Annotated in this window: 12 protein-coding genes, 1 tRNA gene and 1 pseudogene; 5 read left to right on the forward strand and 9 right to left on the reverse strand. The window is 34.8% G+C overall.

The features are described 5' to 3' along the window. Position 1 precedes the first annotated feature (1 nt). The 6 genes from QMA06_RS00685 to QMA06_RS00710 all read right to left on the reverse strand — a co-directional run bounded on the left by QMA06_RS00685 (position 2) and on the right by QMA06_RS00710 (position 10268). Positions 2 to 2443 carry a TIM-barrel domain-containing protein gene (locus QMA06_RS00685; RefSeq protein WP_290204961.1) on the reverse strand — a complete coding sequence of 814 codons (2442 nt, stop codon included), beginning with the start codon at positions 2441 to 2443 and terminating at the stop codon, positions 2 to 4. Positions 2444 to 2554: 111 nt separating this feature from the next. After that, positions 2555 to 4495 carry a glycoside hydrolase family 13 protein gene (locus QMA06_RS00690; protein WP_290204962.1) on the reverse strand — a complete coding sequence of 647 codons (1941 nt, stop codon included), beginning with the start codon at positions 4493 to 4495 and terminating at the stop codon, positions 2555 to 2557. 155 nt (positions 4496 to 4650) lie between these two features. Beyond that, complete coding sequence (locus QMA06_RS00695) at positions 4651 to 6957, reverse strand: glycoside hydrolase family 65 protein (RefSeq protein ID WP_290204963.1); 2307 nt, start codon at positions 6955 to 6957, stop codon at positions 4651 to 4653. Positions 6958 to 7055: 98 nt separating this feature from the next. Beyond that, complete coding sequence (gene pgmB, locus QMA06_RS00700; RefSeq protein WP_290204964.1) at positions 7056 to 7712, reverse strand: beta-phosphoglucomutase; 657 nt, start codon at positions 7710 to 7712, stop codon at positions 7056 to 7058. Between the two features lie 9 nt (positions 7713 to 7721). Continuing rightward, positions 7722 to 9092 (reverse strand): MFS transporter, encoded by a 1371-nt coding sequence (locus QMA06_RS00705; RefSeq protein ID WP_290204965.1) that lies wholly within the window; start codon positions 9090 to 9092, stop codon positions 7722 to 7724. Between the two features lie 129 nt (positions 9093 to 9221). Next, positions 9222 to 10268: a LacI family DNA-binding transcriptional regulator gene (locus QMA06_RS00710; protein ID WP_290204966.1), complete on the reverse strand. Its 1047-nt coding sequence runs from the start codon at positions 10266 to 10268 to the stop codon at positions 9222 to 9224. Positions 10269 to 10625: 357 nt separating this feature from the next. On the opposite strand from QMA06_RS00710, the gene QMA06_RS00715 reads away from it, so the two are divergent. The 4 genes from QMA06_RS00715 to QMA06_RS00730 all read left to right on the forward strand — a co-directional run bounded on the left by QMA06_RS00715 (position 10626) and on the right by QMA06_RS00730 (position 19676). Beyond that, a complete protein-coding gene (locus tag QMA06_RS00715; RefSeq protein ID WP_290204967.1) occupies positions 10626 to 13727 on the forward strand; it encodes a SusC/RagA family TonB-linked outer membrane protein in 3102 nt (1033 codons plus the stop codon). A gap of 9 nt (positions 13728 to 13736) precedes the next feature. Then, entirely contained in the window at positions 13737 to 15353 is a 1617-nt protein-coding gene (locus QMA06_RS00720; protein ID WP_290204968.1) for a RagB/SusD family nutrient uptake outer membrane protein, read from the forward strand. Between the two features lie 20 nt (positions 15354 to 15373). Then, the gene (locus QMA06_RS00725) at positions 15374 to 16747 is read left to right on the forward strand and encodes a SusE domain-containing protein (RefSeq protein ID WP_290204969.1); all 1374 of its coding nucleotides are present in this window, start codon (positions 15374 to 15376) and stop codon (positions 16745 to 16747) included. 67 nt (positions 16748 to 16814) lie between these two features. After that, the gene (locus QMA06_RS00730) at positions 16815 to 19676 is read left to right on the forward strand and encodes an alpha-amylase family glycosyl hydrolase (RefSeq protein WP_290204970.1); all 2862 of its coding nucleotides are present in this window, start codon (positions 16815 to 16817) and stop codon (positions 19674 to 19676) included. Between the two features lie 81 nt (positions 19677 to 19757). Here QMA06_RS00730 and QMA06_RS00735 read toward each other — a convergent pair whose 3' ends face one another. Both QMA06_RS00735 and QMA06_RS00740 read right to left on the reverse strand, forming a co-directional pair. Beyond that, entirely contained in the window at positions 19758 to 20426 is a 669-nt protein-coding gene (locus tag QMA06_RS00735) for a bifunctional 4-hydroxy-2-oxoglutarate aldolase/2-dehydro-3-deoxy-phosphogluconate aldolase (protein ID WP_290204971.1), read from the reverse strand. A 10-nt stretch (positions 20427 to 20436) separates the two neighbouring features. Continuing rightward, positions 20437 to 20676 (reverse strand): annotated as a pseudogene (locus QMA06_RS00740) (PfkB family carbohydrate kinase); the annotation flags it as partial. On the opposite strand from QMA06_RS00740, the gene QMA06_RS00745 reads away from it, so the two are divergent. Continuing rightward, complete coding sequence (locus QMA06_RS00745) at positions 20676 to 20858, forward strand: hypothetical protein (protein ID WP_290204972.1); 183 nt, start codon at positions 20676 to 20678, stop codon at positions 20856 to 20858. The pseudogene QMA06_RS00740 and the gene QMA06_RS00745 overlap by 1 nt on opposite strands. Before the next feature lie 118 nt (positions 20859 to 20976). Here the strand turns inward: QMA06_RS00745 and QMA06_RS00750 are convergent. After that, a tRNA-Leu gene (locus QMA06_RS00750) sits at positions 20977 to 21058 on the reverse strand. Positions 21059 to 21171: the final 113 nt, after the last annotated feature.

Raw genomic sequence — 21171 nt, forward strand, 5'->3', positions numbered from 1 at the left:
ATTATTTTTTTAGTTTGATTTTTATTTCTTTTTCAGTTGAAGCTTTCCATGTTATAGGAATTTTTAAAGTTTTGGTTTCTGAGTTCCATTTTACTTCAACTTTTTTACCGTCTACTTTAATATATTTAGGTGTATTCTGAATGTTATGGATTATTAATTCGATTGATTTGTCTGGTAAAGTAAATCTTGAACCGACTTTTGGGTCTAACTCAAATTTTAAATTAGAGCCTTTATATTCAGCTTCAAACTCCATTAATTCATAATTTCCATTCTGAATAGTGTTTATGCTGTTTCCATTATCATTATAAAATTCACTCATATTCTCAGTTGAACTTTTATCAAAATAATAATGTAAATCAAAATTGTCACTATCATAATCTGATGTCGTTTGCATCGATTTAGACATCGAAATAAAAGCACCTGCTCTCACATACGTCGGAATTGAATTTTCTTTTAGCTGAACCGTTTTAGTTTGTCCACCTTCAATTTTCTCATTGGTATAAAAATCGAACCACACATTATCCTTTGGAAAATAAACCTCTTGTTCTGTTTTACTTGCTTCCAAAACTGGTGACACCAAAATATCATTTCCCCATAAATAGGTTTTTGAATACGTAAACAATTCAGGATTATCAGATTCCTCAAAAAACAATGGTCGCATTAAGGGCTTACCGAATTGGTTATTTTCATAAACCAAATTGTAATTATAGGGCAATAATTTGTAGCGTAACTCAATGGCTTCTTTAGCTAACGCTTTCGCTTTTTCGCTTCTAAAAACTGGTTCACTTGGTACATCTTCTTGCGCGTGAGGTCTAAATATAGGGTTAAAAACACCGTATTGTAACCAACGTACATACAACTCATCATCGAGATTATCTCCTGCGAATCCTCCTAAATCAGAATGCATATATGCCAAACCTTGCATGCCCATTTGTAGGGCAATTTCAGGTTGACTTTGTAAGCCTCCCCAAGTTCTGTTAACATCTCCAGACCACGGAATCATGCCGTAACGTTGCGAACCAGAATAACCTGCTCGCATTAAAATGAAGGGTCTTGTATTTGGAAAATCGCGCTCATAACCTTCATAGACTAATCTTGCCCAATCGTGACCGTAAGTATTATGGACTTCATTGGCCGAACCTGTGTGATGCTGTACCCAATTTGGATGAACTTCCGGCTCTCCTAAATCGCCCCAAAATCCTGCAACACCTTTATTTGCTAATCCTTTGTAGATGTCCCAAAACCATTTTTCACCTTCTGGTTTGTAAATATCAATGAGTCCGGTGTTGCCAAAATAGAAATCGTATTTGGCTGGATTTCCAATAGAGTCCTTAGCTAATACGTCTTTTTCTACAGCTTCATCCCATTTTTTAGACGTTGTTAAAACAAAAGGTTCGGTAATAGTGATGGTTTTTACACCTTTAGTATTGAGACGTTCTACCATGCCTTCAAAATCTGGAAAGGAATCTCTAAAGACTTCCAAATTTCCCATGGTGCCTTTTAGGTCTTTTCCGAACCAATATAAATCGAGAATAATCGCATCAACTGGGATGTCTTCGTCTTTAAATTTATCGATGGTCATTTCGACTTCTTCCTGAGAATGATACCCAAAACGACTTGAAAAATTACCCAAAGCCCAACGCGGTAACATCGGTTGTTTTCCTGTTAAATCGGTGTAATTATCCATCATATCCATCCAAGATTCCCCTACAATGACTTGATAGGTTTTTCTTCCTGAAATGGTTTCGTATGTTAAGGTATTATCTTCTTTACTGTCTAAGTCCAAGTAGCCGATTGGTGCATTATCAAAGTGAATCATGTACTGTTTTGATGATAATACTATTGGCATCGTGTAATTCATTAATTCACTATGCGTTTCGTAACCGTAATGAGCTCTGTTGTACAATGGCAAACGGTTTCCTCTTCGATTCATACCCAAAGCTCTGGCTCCTCCTCCATAAAGTATTTCATCTTTAGTGAGATTGAATTCTATTTTTACGGTGGAATCAGCTACAATGTTGCCTTTTACCATTTCCATAGGTTGGTGTTCACTTTTGTAATAGCCTCGTTTTTCGGATGTGATGAGTTGGTCTTTGTAGTAGTAGGCTATTTGGAATGGGCTTTTGGTGATTGTGATAGATAGCCCAGCTTTAGTCGTTAATACAATATCTTTCCCGTGTTCTGAAATTTCAAAATTTTCTATATGAGGTTTAGAAATAACGGTGTGTGATTCTGGCTTTAAAAACTCGCCATTAGGCACAAATGTAGTTTCGACAATATGAGAAGAAAATGGTTTAACTAAGTAATAACCATCATTCACTTTGATTGAAACCTGTGCCCCATCATGAATATTTTCAGCTTCAATAAACTGTCGCTCTACATTTTGAGCCGTTATTGAAACCGTGAATAATAGACTTATGATTAAGAAAATATTTTTTTTCATATTTAGTTTTTATACCTACAAGGTTTTTGATTCCGATAGCTATCGGAACTTGCAGGATTGTTTTAATTGGGGCATTTAGACCTGCTAGGTTAAAAAAACCTGCAAGGTCTTTTAAAATTTCGTGGTCAGTATTAAGCTCCCTTTAGAGCTCAACTTTAAACTATTACTCCATGTTATGTTTTCTCTTGAAATGATATTCTTCAAAGATTTTCCGTTGAGTTCTAATTCTTCAAATCGAGATAAATCCAATTCTTGTGGACTTTCGTTTTTATTGATGATGTGAACTACAGTTTCATTTTCTGAAATTCTCGCTAAAACATATATTCCATTTTCCGGTGCGAAATGTTTGGTTTTACCATCGTGAATCGCCTCACTTGATTTTCTGTAATTCAACACCTTAGTTAAAAAGGATTGCATATCTTTTTGTTCTGCTGACAACCCTTCGCCTGTAAAAGCATTAACCGAATCACCTTCCCAACCACCAGGAAAATCAGTTCTTATTAATCCATGATCTCCAGGATTATCAAAATCGTCCATTAAGATTTCTGTTCCGTAATAAATTTGTGGAATTCTTGGCATCATCAGTAAATAACTTAAAGCCATTTTGGTATTAGCAATGTTACCTTTGAATTCTGTAAACACACGACTCTTATCATGGTTATCTAAAAATGCCATAATATCTTTTGGAGATGCATAAGCAAAATCATTAGCTAAACCTTCGTACATTTTTACGAGGCCTTGGTCCCAAGATTCTTCTTCATTTAGTGCATCTACAATATGCTTTTGCATGGCAAAATCCATAGTCGATTTTAAGTTAGACTTGTAACCATCTTTATTTTTTTTACCGTCTTGCCAATAGCCAATGAGCAACGGATTATAACTCCATTCTTCTCCAACGATTGAAAAATTAGGATATTCAGTCATAATTGAACCTGCCCAATCACTCATAAATGTTTTATCAGGATAAGGATACGTATCTTGTCGAATACCTCCTAAACCTAAGGTTTCTACCCACCAAATACTATTCTGAATAATATAGTTCGCCATAAACGGGTTACGCTGATTTAAATCTGGCATACCAGAAACAAACCAACCATCTGCCATCTCTTGATAATCGCTTTTTGAAGCGTAAAGATCTTGGTTGGTGGTACGTCTGTGACTTGATGTTTTTGTTGATTTATGATCCCAATTATCTCTGTTTTTCTCGTAATTTTCTTGATAATTTACCCAATCCTTAAATGGTAAATCTTTCATCCACCAATGCTCTAATCCGCAATGATTCGCCACTTGATCCATGATTAGTTTCATATCTCGCGACCTTAAATCATCGGCTAATTTTCGATACTCTTCTAAGGTTCCAAAACGTGGATCTACTTTATAAAAATCGGTCATGGCGTAACCATGATACGAACCACTTGGCATATCATTAATTACAACAGGACATGGCCAAACGGCTGTAAACCCTAAATCTTCAATATAATCTAAGTGGTCTGTGATACCCTGAATATCTCCACCATGACGCGCATAATCGTCCGTTCTATTAACACCTTGTTGAAGTAATCCTTCTACACTATCATTATTAGGAATAGCGTTAGCAAAACGATCTGGTGTGATGAGATAAATTGCATCTGAACTATTAAAACCCTTGAAATCCTCAGCTGATTTTTCTCGTGATTTTAGCTCATAAGTTTGAGTTAATTCTGAACCGTCTTTAAGTTTAAATGTAATATTAAATTGTCCTGCTTTAGCCGCTTCTGAAATTTCTAAATCTAAAAAAAGATAATTAGGACTGTCTGCTTGATACGTTTTAACCAAGCTAACACCTGAATAGTTAATCTTTGCTGTTGCATTTCCGATACTCGGATGCTTCACCAATAATTGTACGTTTTTGTTTTTGAAGTCAATCCACCAGTTTGGAGGCTCTACCTTTTCTATATCATTTCTGATTTCAGTTACAGGCTCTGAAACTTCTTTTTGTTCAGATGTGGATTCTTGGCACGAAAACACCGTTACAACTAGTAGCGTTAATAGAATTAGTTTTAGTGTTTTCATTGCAATTTATTTTAAAAATGAAACAATTCGTTGTAGTCATCTTAAACAAATACCTACAAGTTAGATACTGAATCAAATTCAGTACATACCTTGCAGGATATTTAATTCATATTTTAGACTTGCTAGGTTTTAAAAACCTGCTTGGTCTTCTAAACTTAAACAGTAACCTTATTATTAGAACTAATAGTAACTGCTTTTCCGTTAACAAGAATTTCTAAATCAGCATCTCCTTCTAACTCAAATTGCGTTTCATTCTGGTTAACACTTACTTTGATAATCTGATGTCTAAAGTTCACTTTAAACGAATACCCTTCCCATTGACTAGGTATTTTAGGTTCAAAAGATAAGGTGTCATTTTTAATTCGCATACCACCAAAACCTTCAACAATACTCATCCAAGTACCAGCCATAGATGTAATGTGTAAACCTTCATGAACCTCATGATTGTAATCATCTAAATCTAAACGTGATGTTCTTAAATAGAACGTGTAGGCTTGATCCATTCGGTCTAACTTAGCCGCTTGAATACTATGTACACAAGGTGACAATGAACTTTCATGAACTGTGAATGGTTCGTAAAAATCGAAATGGCGCTCTAATTCTTCGTTTGTAAATTGATCTTCGAAGAAATACATGCCTTGCAATAAATCTGCTTGCTTAATATAAGGTGAACGTAAGATTCTGTCCCAAGACCATTTTTGATTGATTGGTCGTTGTGACTTGTCTAAATCAGCAACCGTAATTAGTTCTTTATCTAAAAAGCCATCTTGTTGAAGAAATACATTATGCTCTTCAGAATATGGAAAATACATGTTATCAGCGACTTCTTTCCAAAGTGCTAACTCCTCTTGTGTGATATTTGTTTTCCCTGAAATTCGTGAATAATCATTGCTATGACCTTCTTTTACTTTTTCAATAGTTTCTAAGGTATAATCAATACACCATTTAGCGATGTAATTAGTGTACCAATTATTGTTGATGTTGTTTTCGTATTCATTTGGTCCTGTAACACCTAAAATGACATACTTATTTTGTTGGGTTGAAAAATTAGCTCTTTGATGCCAAAAACGAGCAATTCCGATTAAAACCTCTAGTCCCATTTCTGGAATATAACTAAAGTCGCCTGTGTATCTGTAATAGTTGAATATTGCAAAAGCAATCGCTCCATTTCTATGGATTTCTTCAAAGGTAATTTCCCATTCGTTATGGCATTCTTCACCATTCATGGTTACCATTGGATATAAAGCTGCACCATTGGTAAAGCCTAATTTTTCAGCATTTTCAATGGCTTTTTGCAAATGATTATGTCTGTAGGCTAATAACTTCCTTGCCACACTTTGATCTTTGGTCGCCATATAAAACGGAATACAATAAGCTTCCGTATCCCAATAGGTACTTCCACCATACTTTTCTCCCGTAAATCCTTTAGGCCCAATATTTAAAGTTTCATCAGTACCTAAATAGGTTTGGTTCAGGTGGAAAATATTAAAACGAATCCCTTGTTGTGCTTTTACATCTCCTTCTATGGTAATATCTGCCATATCCCAAATCTGAGCCCAAGTCTGCTTCTGATCTTCTAAAAGTTGAGTAAATCCAGCTGTTGTCGCTGTATTCAATGTTGTTTTTGCTGCTGAGACTAATTCATTTTTATCATGATTACGATCTACAGTGTAACCTCCAAACTTGTGAATTGTAAATGTTTCGTTTTGTTTGACAGATAATTTATAGACGAAACTAATTTTAGTTTCAGTCTTTATAGTTTGGGGTTCTAATCCTGTGTTTTGATTATTCACAAAACATTCTGATTGCATAAACGTACAGGTATGAAAATCTGTTTTCATAGTTTGTGCTTCAATGAAAGCTTGATTATTTTCAACCGTTACACTTGAAATATTCCAAAACATATCATCCCAATTGGAATCTTCGTTAGTAATACCTGCATCTATATATGGTGTGATTATAAGGTCTGCATCAGAATTTAAAGGTATTACCGAATATTCAATAGCACCAATTTCATCTAACCCTAAACTTAAAAAACGTTTAGTATCAACTTGTAATTCTATATCATTTTGAAGTGTAATTTTAAAACTTCTTGATAACCAACCTTCTTTCATGTTCAACTCTCTTCTGAAATTCTCCACCTTTTTACAAGCGAATAAATCGAGTTGTTCATTATTTACATTGATATCAATACCAATCCAACTTGGTGCGTTTAAGACTTTAGCAAAATATTCAGGATAGCCATTTTTCCACCAACCAACTCTAGTTTTATCTGGATAGTAAACTCCAGCGATGTAACTACCTTGAAAGGTTGGTCCTGAATAGTGTTCTTCAAAATTAGCACGTTGTCCCATCGCACCATTTCCGATGCTGAATAAACTTTCTGATGCTTTAACCTGATTTGGGTCGAATCCTTCTTCTAAAATTGACCAGTTGTTTGGAATGATGTAATCTAGGTTCATTGTAATGATTTATTTATTGGATTTTGTATAGTGCTAATATGTAGAAAAAACACCCCTAAAGCCCCCTCAAGGGGACAATCCAATCATTTAACTTTTTATTAATTTTCTATTAAAGACTTTATAAAATCGTCTGAGATTTCTGTAAAATCATTAAATACGTAGTTGGCGTGCCCTAGGACATCTTTACTTCCTATTCCGATAGAAATCATATTTGCTGTATTTGCAGCTGTAACTCCTGCTACTGAATCTTCAAAAACAATACAGTCTTCTGGTTTTATATTAATCTCTTTTGCAGCGATTAAAAATACTTCTGGATCTGGTTTTGCTTTTGACACATCATTGCCATCTACAATAGCATCAAAACTCGATATTAGATTAACACGTTCTAAAATTGTTCTTGCATTTTTACTTGCAGAGCCTAATGAAATCGGCTGGTTATTTTCTTTTAAAATGTTTAAAACTCTTGGTACATCTGGTAAGATTTCATTGGTATCCATTTCAGCAATAAAGCTTAAGTACTCTTCGTTCTTTTTACCCATGAGTTCGTTAAACAAGTCTTGAGATATGGTTTTATTTCCCCAAGCTAATATTTTTTCTAACGAGCGCACTCGGCTAACTCCTTTTAATTGTTCGTTTTCTTCTTCTGTAAAATCGATATCTAAACCTTTAGCTAGTCGTTGCCATGCTAAAAAGTGATATTTTGCCGTGTCTACGATAACACCATCTAAATCGAATATGAATCCCTTTTTTTTCATTTTAAAATTTTATTCTGTAGGTTGATATGAAATTGCTGCTTTTTCTGTAATTAAGAAATTACATAAGCCAGCGATTATTAAACTTAACCCTGCAATAGTCATAGCATTAATGGCTTCGTCCCCTAAAAGGCCCGAAATAAAATTAATTCCGCCAAGCGCAGCGATAATTTGAGGAATCACAATGAACATATTGAAAATACCCATAAACATGCCCATTTTTTTGGGGTCCACTGAGCTAGAAAGCATCGCGTATGGCATGGATAAAATACTTCCCCATGCAATACCAATTAACATGAAACAATATTTTAGTTGTTCTGGTGAAACCACCATCATTAATAAAAATCCCGCTCCTCCGATAAATAAGGATAACATGTGAACATACTTTCTATTGATATTTCGTTTTCTAGTATAGAGAACGAATAATAATGCAAATGCCATGGACGATAAACCGTACACTCCCATAGCAGAACCTACTAAATTTGATGCTTTTTGAAAGGCCGTATTTTTAACATCGAAAGCCTCTTTATCTAGGACATTAGACATATTATAGTCCATTTCTATTGGTGCTGGCATTTGATAAACATGTTCAGTCAGTGCAGGGTTCGCCATACTCCACATCGTAAAAAAGGCAAACCAGCTAAAAAATTGAATAACGCCTAATTTCTTCATCGTAGAAGGCATATTTCCAATATTATTGACAATATCTGAAATGAAACTACTTTTTTGTGCTTTCTCTCTTTCAAATTCGTCCATATCCTCTGGTGGATATTCGGTAGTTGTAAAAACTGTGTAGAGAATACTAATTAAGAATACAAATGCCCCTATAGCAAAAGCGATTTTGACTGAATCTGGAACCACCCCTAAATCCGCTGAATCGCTAACTCCCATTTGAGATACTAGCCAAGGTAGATTACTCGCCACCCAAGTTCCAATGCCTATAATTAAGGTTTGCATTACAAAACCATATGTTCTTTGAGATTCATCTAATTTATCTGCCACCAAAGCTCGAAATGGTTCCATAGATACATTTATAGAGGCATCGAGAATCCACAGGAATCCGGCAGCAATCCATAACACCGGGGAGTAGGGCACAAAAAATAAGGCTATAGAACTCATAACTGCACCAACCAAGAAATAAGGTCGTCGTCGTCCAAAACGCGAATGCCAAGTTCGGTCACTCATATAACCAATAATAGGCTGTACGAGTAAACCTGTTAACGGCGCAGCAATCCACAAAAGCGGAATGTCGTGTTTATCGGCACCAAGAGTTTGAAAAATTCGTGACATAAAGCCACCTTGCAAAGCAAAACCAAACTGAATTCCTAAAAATCCGAAACTCATGTTCCAAATTTCCCAAAATCCGAGAATACGCTTTTTCATGAAATAGTATGTTTAAATTAATACTATTCTGATAAGCTATGCTTATCAAAACTTATGTGAGAAGTGAAAATATAAGTTTTGAATATTTGGTAAAGATATAAAAGATTTTATAACGACAATAATAAATTTTTATTTGGTAGATTCTCGTTCCACCAAATCAGTATTAATTACAACCGTCTGAAATTGCTCTTCTTCCACATTAAATTCCTTTTCAATTTTATTTATTAAAAGATCTGCCGCTCGCTCACCCATTAACTGCGCATGTTGACTTACTGTAGTTAAACTAGGGGTTGAATGCTTAGAAAGCACCCCATCTGTAAAACCAATTACTTGGATATCATTGGGTACATTTAAGCCTAGTTTTCGAGCAACTTTCATAGCAGATAACGCGTATAATTCATTTACGGCAAAAACACCATCAATTTTTTTGTGCGCCAAAAAAAGTTGTTCAATTTCGGCCTCTAAGGTTTCTAAATGGATTTCATAATCTAGAGAATCGTCCATTTTTAGAATTAATTCTGCTTGTGGGGTAATGTTATGTTCTTGCAAAGCCTCTATATAACCCTGAGTTCTAAGCTTCCCTACGCTTACATAATCTTTAGTGGTAATTAAAGCGATGGATTTACATTGGTTAGAAATTAATTTTTCTACTGCATTTTTTGCTCCATTAAAATCATCAACGATGACCTTATCACACTTGATTTCAGAAACGACCCTATCGAACATTACAATAGGCATGCCTTGACTCATCGTTTCATTATAATGATGATAATCTTGCTGTAATAACGTTTCTTTAGACATTGATAGAATAAAACCATCTATACTACCATTAGCGAGCATTTCCATATTGATAACTTCTTTGGAAAATGACTCATTAGATAAACCAATAATAACGTTATACCCTCTTTTATTAGCTACAAGCTCAACTCCTCTAATAACTTTAGAAAAGAAATGATGAACAATTTCAGGAATAATAATTCCAATAGTATTTGTTTTTCGGTTTTTAAGACTAAGAGCGATATTATTAGGTCGGTAATTATATAATTTTGCAAATGCCTGGACTTTCTGAATGGTATCTGCACTAATTTCCTTACTATTTTTCAATGCTTTAGATACGGTAGAAATAGATACATCGAGTTCTCTAGCTATTTGTTTTAAGGTTATTTTTCGTTTCATGTATATGCTCTATTATTTTTTATAATTTGATAATATTCACTGAAATCATCATTTTTAATGACAGAATTATGACCATAATGATGCCATAATTTTACTATTATTTCAAACGAATATAGCTTAATTATTAATTTTAAAATTTTCGACTTCGTAATTCTTCTGTATTCTGATTGAAAAATGCTCGGTTATTTTTTATTTCATTTATTATTCTCTTAATTACCTAAAAGTTTTTAACACGAAAACGTTTTCGTGACTTTCGTCATACAATTTAACGACTAGTTCATATTAAATTTACATAGATTTATCCCGAGAAGTGAAAATATAAATCTAAAAACTAAGTAATTAACTTAAAATCATTGTATGAAAACAGTTTTAAATGCTTTACTATTCTGTCTCATTTTGTTACCAGCAACCGTGATGGCACAATCTACTGCAACAGGTACTGTTACAGATAAAGCAAATGCCATGCCCTTACCGGGTGTGAATGTTATAATTAAAGGAACCTCTAGAGGGACCTCCACAGATTTCGATGGTAATTATTCGATAGAAGTAGCTGAAGGTGAGATATTAACGTTTTCCTATGTAGGTTATACGACACAAGAAATTACGTTTACCGGCCAAACTACCATTAATGTTGCGATTGTAGAAGACGCCGCTTTGTTAGATGAAGTTGTTCTTATTGGCTACGGTTCTGTTAGAAAGGAGGACGCTACAGGTTCAGTAGATTTAGTAACATCAAAGGATTTTAATCAAGGTGCCATTGTTTCTGCAGATCAATTATTACAAGGAAAAGCAGCAGGTGTAAGAATCACGACGTCTGGAGGAAGTCCAGATGCGGCTCCAAATATTAGAATTCGTGGTGGGGCTTCTTTATCAGCTAATAATTCACCATTAATTGTTATTGATGGTATTCCTCTAGATAACGGAGGTACAGCCGGTGTTTCAAACCCATTAAACCTTATTAACCCAAACGATATAGATAGTTTTTCAATTTTAAAAGATGCTTCGGCCACGGCTATCTACGGATCTAGAGCCTCTAATGGAGTTATTATAATTACAACAAAGAAAGGCACATCTAGTACACCTCAGTACACTTTTACAGCCAATACCTCTATTAGTAATCTTTCAGATTCAAATTTAATAGATGTCATGAACAGTAATGAGTTTGTTGATTTTATACAAGAGTTCCATCCAAATGAAACAAATAAGTTAGGCGTACCTGTTGGTTCGGTTTTTACAAATGAAGTACCCTCTCAAGTTATTACAGATAGTGACGGTAACCTTAGAGAAATCTATAGTTCAAACTGGCAAGATGCCGTACTTAGAACAGCTATTTCATCGGATTACAATTTTAGCGCTAGAGCAAATTTATTTCAGAAAATACCATTTAGAGCCTCTATTGGTTATAATGATACCGAAGGTTTAGTAAATACTGATGATTACGAACGTTTATCTGCATCTTTAAAGTTAACACCTACTTTTTTAAATGAGCATTTAAAAATAGATTTAAATGCCAAAGGTATTTATATAGATAAAAACTCTATAGATGGTGATGGTGCTTTAGGCGGTTCACTTACCATAGACCCAACAAAACCTATCTACGACGATAACTCTATATTTGGAGGTTATTATGCCCAAACAGGAAGTTCAACTTCTAATTCGCCGAATGCATTGGTCGGAGCATATAATCCATTAGCATTACTTTACCAACGTTCAAGACCAGAAGAGGTAAAACGTCTTTTAGCTAATATTAAGTTTGATTATAAATTACATTTCTTTCCAGAGATTACAGCCGTTTTAAATCTCGGTACAGAATCGTCTAGAACTAAAATTGTGGAAGAATATAGCGAGAATGCTATTGCTACTTATAGACAAACAGAAACTGCAGGAGATTTTATATTTAATCCAGGTGTTAATTTTCGCGAAAACCAACACATTACAAATACCACAATGGATGCGTATTTAATGTATAACAAAGATTTATCTGGTTTCATTAAAAAAATTGATGCTCAAGCAGGTTATGCGTATCAAAATTTCAAAAATGATGGTAATAAAGAAGAATATGTGTACGCTTCCACTTTAGAACAAGGAGAAGTAGGTACTAGAATTTTGAACTTTGATCGTAACAATCCTAACAACCGATATTACAATGTATTGAATTTACAATCCTTCTTTGGAAGAACCAATATCAACTTAAATGACAAGTATTTAATTACACTATCTTTAAGAGCAGATGGATCTTCATTATTTACAGAAGATAATCGTTGGGGCTATTTTCCTGCTGCTGCATTAGCTTGGAAACTGAAAGAAGAAACATTTTTACAGAACATAGACTTTGTAAATGATTTTAAACTACGTTTAAGTTGGGGGGAAACAGGTCAGCAAGACATTACTGGTTTAGCTGGTTTTTTTCCGTCAGTTCCGCTATTTGAACTTGGTTCACCAAATAGTCAATATTTATCTGGCGCAAATTTATACTCTGCAAAAGAATTCAATCCAGATTTAACTTGGGAAAAATCAACCACTTATAATTTGGGTGTAGACTTTGCTTTTTTTAACAGTGGTTTACTTTCAGGATCTTTTGATATTTTTAAGAGAAACACATCCGATCTACTTGTAATCACTAGCGTACCACCAGGACAAGGTCTTAGTGATAGAATTATTCAAAACGTTGGTGAAACCGAAAGTGAAGGTTTTGAGCTTAATTTAAATATTGATGCTTTACGAAGTGATGATTTCAATATTTCGCTAAATGGTAATGTATCCTATGCTAAAACTGAAGTTACAAATTTAAAAGGTGCTGATAATATTAATCAATCCCCTACAATTCCAAACGGAACAGGATCGTTTTTATTTCAACATGCGTTAGGTGAAGAAGCCTATTCTGCATTAGTATTTAAACAAGTATATGACGAAAGTGGTAACCCAATACCAAATGCTTTTGTAGATTTAAATGGAGACAACCAAATAACCAATGAAGATCGCTATTACCAAGCTATTAGACCAAATTGGACTTTTGGCTTTGGACTTAATTTAGATTATAAAAATTGGGATCTTAGTGCCTCTTTTAGAGGTCAGTTTGATGGTAAAATCTACAATTCTGCACGTTTAGTTGCGGGTTATACTGATAGACCTATTGAAACATTAAATGAGGCATTAAACAATGTTTTAAATTTTAACAGCGACGCTGCCAATCCTGTTTTCGATGATATCCAAGACAATCAAGCGTTTTCAGATTACTTTTTAGAAAATGCTTCTTTTTTACGTTGTGAAAATATCGCATTAGGGTATACGGTTAATGAAATCCTGAAAAATACACGATTAAAAATATACGGTTCAGTAACGAACCCGTTTTTAGTAACTGACTATTCTGGTCAGGATCCAGAGAATTTTAATGGCTTAGATAATAATTTTTATCCTAGACCAACAATATATACCATAGGCGTTAACTTAGATTTTTAAAAAAAAATTATGAAAAATTATTTTAATTATATTTTAATTGTGTTAATCTCATTAGTCACTTTTGGTTGCACTGATGACTTAAATACAAAGCCACTCGTAGAGCTCAGTTTAGAAGAGCTATTAGAAAGAGACCCTGACGCTGTAGTCGGAATTTTATCAAGGTTATATGCATCGTTCGCCTTATCTGGACCCGATGGCCCAGGAAGTTCTGATATTAGTGATGATGCTGGAGAATCACCTTTTCTTCGTGGTATAGTTAATCTACAAGATTTTACAGCCGATGGTATGAAAAATCGTTGGGGAGATGATGGTTTAGATCAATTGACAACCACTTCAGATTGGACATCCAACAATAAATTTTTTAGATACTTATACAATAGAGCTTATTATACCATTCCACAATGTAATAACTTACTGAATGTTTTAACAAGTGTTGATGTAACTAATGAGGAAGCTGTTAATGCCGAAGTTAGATTTTTAAGAGCTTTAGCTTATTATTATATTATCGATGTATTTGGTAAAGGAGTTTTGGTAACAGAGAATGAAGTGGGCATATCCACACCACTACCAGAAGCTTCAAGAACGGAATTATTCAACTTTGTTGAATCTGAACTATTAGCGATTGAACCTGCTCTACCTGCTAGAGGCGAAATAAGTGATTATTATGGTAGAGCTACCAATACGGCAGCACAAATGCTATTGTCAAAACTTTATATGAATGCCGAGGTTTATACAGGAACTGCCCGATACGACGATGCAGCAATTTATGTAAATAAGGTATTAAATGAAGGTGGTTACATGTTAGCTTCAGATTTTAGAATGAATTTTTCTGCGGATAATAACACATCACCAGAAATTATTTTTCCATTAATAGCGGACGCCGTTATAAGCCAAAGTTTTGGAAATACAACTTATATCGTTAATGGTAGTTTAAGTACTGAAACTATGAGTCCAAATGATTTTGGATCTACCGAAGGTTGGACTGGACACAGAGCGACATCAGCTTGGTACGGACTTTATTGTGGAGGTGTAGAAAATTCGGACCAATTAACAAATTGTGACGATATTAGGTCTCAATTATTTTGGATTGGTAAAGATTTAGGTACAGATCCAGATACTATGGAACCTATAGACTTACATAGTTTTAACATGCTAGATTATAGAGAATGGACTGATGGCTATCCGTCTACAAAATTTAGAAACACTAATTTTAACGGCACCTCAACTTCCACGTCATTTTCTGGAACAGATTTTCCTTTATTTAGACTAGCTGATGCGTATTTAATGTATGCTGAACTTGCCATTAGAGGCGCCGCAAATACCTCTAATTCTGAAGCCTTAAACTATGTAAATCTTGTGAGAAATAGATCGAATGCCAGTTCAATAACATCTTCTCAATTAACTGAAGATTTTATTATTAACGAACGTGCAAGAGAACTCAATCTTGAAGGACATAGACGATCAGATTTAATACGATTCAACAAATTTACGGGTGGAAGTTATATATGGCCATGGAAAGGCGGAACGGTCAACGGCACTTCAATATCCGATGATTATAAAGTGTTCCCAATTCCAGCAACCGCTTTACAAGCTAATCCAAATTTAACCCAAAACCCAGGATACTAATTCACTAAAAATAAAATATGATGAAAAAATTAAAATTTTTATTACTAGCTTTTATCACAATTGTAAGTTTTACTGCTTGTGAAAAAGATGACGATTTAGAATTTGTAGCAAACGAAGCTGAAGGTATATCCTTCAACACATCTTTTTTAGAAAACTACGTATTAAACGCTTCAGTATCTAATAATCTTGCAGAACGTTTTACTTGGAACGATGCCGATTTTGGAGTACCAACAAATATTACATACTATCTTCAAGGAGCAACAACCGAAGATTTTTCAGATTATGTTGCTGGTGAAAGTTTGTACGATTTAGGTAGCAATGTGGCAAATCCGGTAGCGAATGAAATTCCTGTTACCGTCGGAAAAATGATTGCTTTAGCAGAAGCAGCAGGGTTAGATAATGACCCAGATACTTCTGAGCCAAACACAGGAATGCTATATTTTAGATTAATGGCCGTTATAGGTGATGATGGCTTACCATCATACTCTAATGTTAAGGCACTCAATGTAGAATTACAAGAACAGACTACCAGTGGTGGTAGCGACATTACGCCTGCTGTTTGGGGAGTTGTTGGATCTGGCTTTAATGCTTGGGGCGATGGTGGACCAGACGGACAATTTTACACTACAGATGAAGCCAATGTATTCGTTACCTATGTAACTCTTATAGATGGTGAGATTAAATTTAGAGCCAACAACAATTGGGATGATCCTTTAGGTAATTTTGGTGATGAAGGAGCCGATGGAACATTGGAGCCTGGTGGAGCTAATATTGCAGTAACCGCAGGAACTTATAAAATTACTTTGGATCTAAATGACAATATATACACTATGGAAGAATTTTCATGGGGAATTGTCGGATCTGGTTACAACGATTGGGGTAACGACGGTCCAGATGCCAAATTCTATTACGATTATACTACAGATACTTTTAAAGTCGGAGTACAATTATTGGATGGTGAAATTAAATTTAGAGCAAATAACAATTGGGATGATCCATTAGGAGATTACGGTGATACTGGTGCAGATGGCACATTAGAACCTGGAGGAGATAATATTATTGTTACTGCGGGATATTATACAGTAACTCTAGATTTTGTAAACAATACTTATTCCATTGTTGAAGATGATATTTGGGGAATAGTCGGCTCTGGTTATAATGAATGGGGTGATGCTGGTCCTGATTTTGCATTGACTGAAATTAATCCTGGGTTTTACTATGGTGATATTGCCGTGCTTTTAGATGGTGAAGTTAAATTTAGAGCAAATAATAATTGGGATTCTGGCCTAGGAGACATAGGAGATAATGGAGAGAATATTGCTGTAGAAGCAGGTTCCTATCGTGTAACATTAAATGTTAGTGAAGGCACATATATGCTGAACAAAATTCAATAAAACAGGGAAATCCCTTACAACCTTAAAGGGCTGACTTCAATCAGCCCTTTTTTTAAATATAAAACTTATGAAAAAAATTTCCTTATCAGTTTTACTAATTATTTTTTCACTGGTTTCATTTAGTCAAGTCACCATAACCCCAAACCCTTTCGAAGTTGAAGAATCTATTACTATTACTGTTGATATTAATAGTAGCGCAACGGACTGTAATGGTTTAAATAATCCGACAAAAGTTTATATGCACTCAGGTGTAGGAGATGGAGATAATGCCTTTGGAATAAGTGTTGTTGGAAATTGGGGAGAAGACGATGGTATTGGCGAAATGACCAATCAGGGTAATGGTATATTTAATATTACTATAACCCCTGAAACCTATTATAATTTAACCACAGCACAGGTCGCAAATGTTGTTCAAATAGGATTAGTTTTCAGAAATGCAGACGGTACGCAAGAAATGAAAGCGAGTGGTTGCAACGACTTTATTTTTGATGTTGGTCCGTTTCAGGCCAGTTTAACATCTCCTAGCAATGAGATAACCATTTTAGGTTCTGGTGAAAACTTAAATATCTCAGCTACAAATACTGGAGGAAATGCAAGTTATACACTAAGCTCCAATGGTACTGTTATTAACACCAACAGCTCTACTAGTGCTTATAATTTTGTGGATACAAATATTACAGAAAATAAAACCTATGAATTAATCGCAGAATTAGATGGCACTACTATCATCAAAACATTTAGCGTACTGGTTGATCCAGGTTCTAACATTGGAATAATGCCAACCAGTTATCAAGATGGTATTACCTATTTAGATGACAATAGTGCCGTATTAGTGTTATATGCTACCGGAAAAGATTTTGTCTACTTAGCAGGTAGTTTCAATAATTATCAACCAGATGCCAGCTATGCCATGAAAAAAGATCCTACAAGGAACAATAAATTCTGGATAGAATTATCAGACCTAATTCCTGGGCAGATAGAAACATATCAATACTGGGTAGCAGACAAAACACCGACTACAAATTCTCCGGTATTAGTCAAAACTGCAGACCCTTACTCTACATTGGTTTTATCTCCTTTTGATGATCCGCATATTCCAAATGCATCATACCCTAATTTACCTAGTTATCCTAATGGACAAGAGCGTGAAGTTACGGTTTTACAGACAGGACAAACACCATATAATTGGCAAGTCACTGATTTTACGAAACCCAAAAAAGAAGATCTAATAATTTATGAAGTTTTAGTAAGAGATTTTGATGCCGATAGAAACTACCAAGATATCATTGATAAAATTGATTATTTCAAAAACTTAAATATCAATGCTATTGAATTAATGCCAGTTATGGAATTTGAAGGCAACGAAAGTTGGGGCTATAATACTTCTTTCCACATGGCATTAGATAAGTTTTATGGCACAGAAGAGAAGTTTAAGGAACTCATAGATATTTGTCATCAAAATGGTATTGCAGTAATATTAGATATTGCACTTAATCATGCTTATGGAAGAAATCCCATGGTTAGAATGTGGATGAATGATCCCGATGGTGACGGCTGGGGAGAACCTAACTCAGAGAACCCCTATTTTAATACAACTGCTCAGCACAGTTACAGTGTGGGAAGTGATTTTGACCATTCTAGTCCGAGAACCAAAGATTATGTAAAACGCGTTGTAAAACATTGGATAGAAGAATTTAATATCGATGGTTTCCGTTGGGATTTAACTAAAGGATTTACACAAAGTTGCCCGACTGCTAATGAAGGCTGTACCAACCAATATCAGCAAGATCGTGTCGATATTTTAAAGGATTATGCCGATTATTCGTGGTCTTTAGATACAGATCACTATGTGATTTTCGAACATTTAGGAAGCGAGAATGAAGAAAAAGAATGGGCAAATTATCGCCTAGACGAAGGCAAGGGAATTATAATGTGGGGAAAAATGACTGATCCTTATAATGAACTGACTATGGGACAAGATGGTAATAAAAATATTGATGGTATAGGGCACAATTCCCGACCACAATTTAATGGGCCAAGAGTTCTAGGATACCCAGAAAGCCACGACGAAGAGCGATTAATGTTTAAAAATTTAGAGTATGGAAACTCTAGCAATTCTAATCACAATGTAAAAGATTTGAATACAGCTTTATCAAGAATGTCTGCATTAGCTGCCGTGTCGGTCATGGTCCCTGGACCAAAAATGATTTGGCACTTTGGTGATTTGGGCATGAATAATTCTATATTCACTTGCTCGGATGGCAGTTACAATAACGACGGTTGTAAACTTTCAACAAAACCACAACCACAATGGACTAATAATTGGTTAACCGACGCCATCAGAGGGCAAATCTATGCCGATTGGGCTAAGTTACATGCACTTAAAATTAATGAACCTGTTTTTGAAGGTGAGTATACTATTAACTCTGGAAATTATACACCGAGGATTGATGTATTTAATTCTTCAATTCCAAATTCAGAGTTAAAACATGTTATTATACTTGCTAATTTTGATGTAACGATTCAAACTATAAACACTAATTTTCCAGAAAATGTGGCTTCAATATGGTACGATCTTATGGACGCTACAGGTACCACCACCGTTAATAATTCTGCAAGTACAATTTCAATTCCTGCTGGTCAGTTTCGTATTTTAGGTAATCAACCGACAACAGTTCTAGGAATTGACGATGAAACATTGGCTGGTTTTAGTATTTATCCTAATCCATCTCATACGTCTTTTAATGTAAATGTGAATGTCTCACATGTTGAAATCTACGACTTAACAGGAAAGTTGGTTAAATCTTTTAACGGCTCGTTTACAAGAACAGATACTTTTAATATTTCATCTTTAAAATCTGGATTGTATATGGTTAAGGTTCAAAATGATAATAACCGTACATTAACATCCAAATTAGTTAAAATTTAATTTTCAAAAAAAAGCTTAAAAAGAAGCCTCTCAATGATGAGAGGCTTCTTTTTTACTTTTCGGAAAACGGTAATGAAAAAATTACTTATTTAATTCTCGTATAATATCGAGAGCTTCTTTCGTCTTGGAAGTGATTTTATTATAATCATAATTACCGTCTGATTCTTTTGCTATAAGTTTGGATCCTATACCCACACAGCTGACTCCAGCATCAAACCAGCTTTTTAAATTATCTTTTGTAGGTGAAACCCCTCCCGTTGGCATAATACTGGTCCAAGGTTGTGGTCCTTTTACCCCTTTTACAAATTGTGGACCGTAAATATCTCCAGGAAATAACTTTACAATCTCACAACCCAATTCCTCCGCTCTTGTAATCTCTGTTAAAGTGCCGCACCCTGGAGACCATAATACTTTACGTCTGTTACAGGCTATGGCAATATCCTCCCTGAGAACTGGTGTGACTATAAAATTTGCACCCAATGCCATGTATAAACTTGCTGCAGCTACATCCGTAATGGACCCTACACCCATTATCATCTCTGGCATTTCTTTAAGTACGTATTTATTTAATTCACTAAAAACCTCATGGGCAAAATCACCTCTTGCGGTAAACTCGAGTAAACGTGCGCCACCATCATACGTAGCTTTGATAACTTTTTTACTTATTTCTATATCTGAGTTATAAAACAAAGGCACTAAACCCGTTTGTTTCATAACATTTACAACTTCAATTCTTATATAATTTGCCATTCTCTATATTTTACCTGGAGACTTTTCCTGAAGCATCACCGCTTAAAAATTTTTCTATTTCGTCTAGAGTTATCAAATTGATATCTCCCGAAATGGTATGCTTTAAACAACACGCAGCGACGGCAATATTTAAAGCCTTTTGCTTATCGTTAGCATTGTTAATTAATCCGTAAATCAGTCCACCCATAAAAGCATCTCCGCTGCCCACACGATCTACAACTGGCGTAACTTCTTTAATATCGGCATCATATGACGAAAGCATTGCAAGTATCAGAAACAAATAAAGTAGCTCCTTTAAAATTTATGGAAGTCATTTTTACGATAATTATTGGTTTGGTGTGGTTTGGGGACATTTATACCTCTTTAGGTCTATTTGGAGTTTTGATTATTATTTTGGCACTAACACTGAACACTTTAGTAAAAAAGAATTGAAATGCACGTGACACCAATTATTAAATTAAACCATTAAAACTATTGTGATGGCTTAGGTCTAATTAAATCTCGCCAAATATAGGAAAAGAAAAAGCCGAAGATTTCTCTTCGGCTTTTGTACAGGCGGAGAGACTCGAACTCTCACACCTCGCGGCACTAGATCCTAAGTCTAGCGTGTCTACCAATTCCACCACGCCTGCATTCATCCAATAAATATTGGGATGCAAATATAAACAATAGTTTCAATATTCAAATAACAATTATTTAAGAAATTTTCTCTCTAATAATTCTTATTTTTGATTCTAATCAAATT

The sequence above is a fragment of the Winogradskyella bathintestinalis genome (assembly GCF_030407435.1).
GTDB classification, from domain to species: domain Bacteria; phylum Bacteroidota; class Bacteroidia; order Flavobacteriales; family Flavobacteriaceae; genus Winogradskyella; species Winogradskyella bathintestinalis.

What these genes read in the sequence shown, in the direction of transcription:
- QMA06_RS00685 (WP_290204961.1), bottom strand. Translation starts at nt 2,443, where the DNA reads ATGAAAAAAAATATTTTCTTAATCATAAGTCTATTATTCACGGTTTCA.
- QMA06_RS00690 (WP_290204962.1), bottom strand. Translation starts at nt 4,495, where the DNA reads ATGAAAACACTAAAACTAATTCTATTAACGCTACTAGTTGTAACGGTG.
- QMA06_RS00695 (WP_290204963.1), bottom strand. Translation starts at nt 6,957, where the DNA reads ATGAACCTAGATTACATCATTCCAAACAACTGGTCAATTTTAGAAGAA.
- pgmB (WP_290204964.1), bottom strand. Translation starts at nt 7,712, where the DNA reads ATGAAAAAAAAGGGATTCATATTCGATTTAGATGGTGTTATCGTAGAC.
- QMA06_RS00705 (WP_290204965.1), bottom strand. Translation starts at nt 9,092, where the DNA reads ATGAAAAAGCGTATTCTCGGATTTTGGGAAATTTGGAACATGAGTTTC.
- QMA06_RS00710 (WP_290204966.1), bottom strand. Translation starts at nt 10,268, where the DNA reads ATGAAACGAAAAATAACCTTAAAACAAATAGCTAGAGAACTCGATGTA.
- QMA06_RS00715 (WP_290204967.1), top strand. Translation starts at nt 10,626, where the DNA reads ATGAAAACAGTTTTAAATGCTTTACTATTCTGTCTCATTTTGTTACCA.
- QMA06_RS00720 (WP_290204968.1), top strand. Translation starts at nt 13,737, where the DNA reads ATGAAAAATTATTTTAATTATATTTTAATTGTGTTAATCTCATTAGTC.
- QMA06_RS00725 (WP_290204969.1), top strand. Translation starts at nt 15,374, where the DNA reads ATGAAAAAATTAAAATTTTTATTACTAGCTTTTATCACAATTGTAAGT.
- QMA06_RS00730 (WP_290204970.1), top strand. Translation starts at nt 16,815, where the DNA reads ATGAAAAAAATTTCCTTATCAGTTTTACTAATTATTTTTTCACTGGTT.
- QMA06_RS00735 (WP_290204971.1), bottom strand. Translation starts at nt 20,426, where the DNA reads ATGGCAAATTATATAAGAATTGAAGTTGTAAATGTTATGAAACAAACG.
- QMA06_RS00745 (WP_290204972.1), top strand. Translation starts at nt 20,676, where the DNA reads ATGACGAAAGCATTGCAAGTATCAGAAACAAATAAAGTAGCTCCTTTA.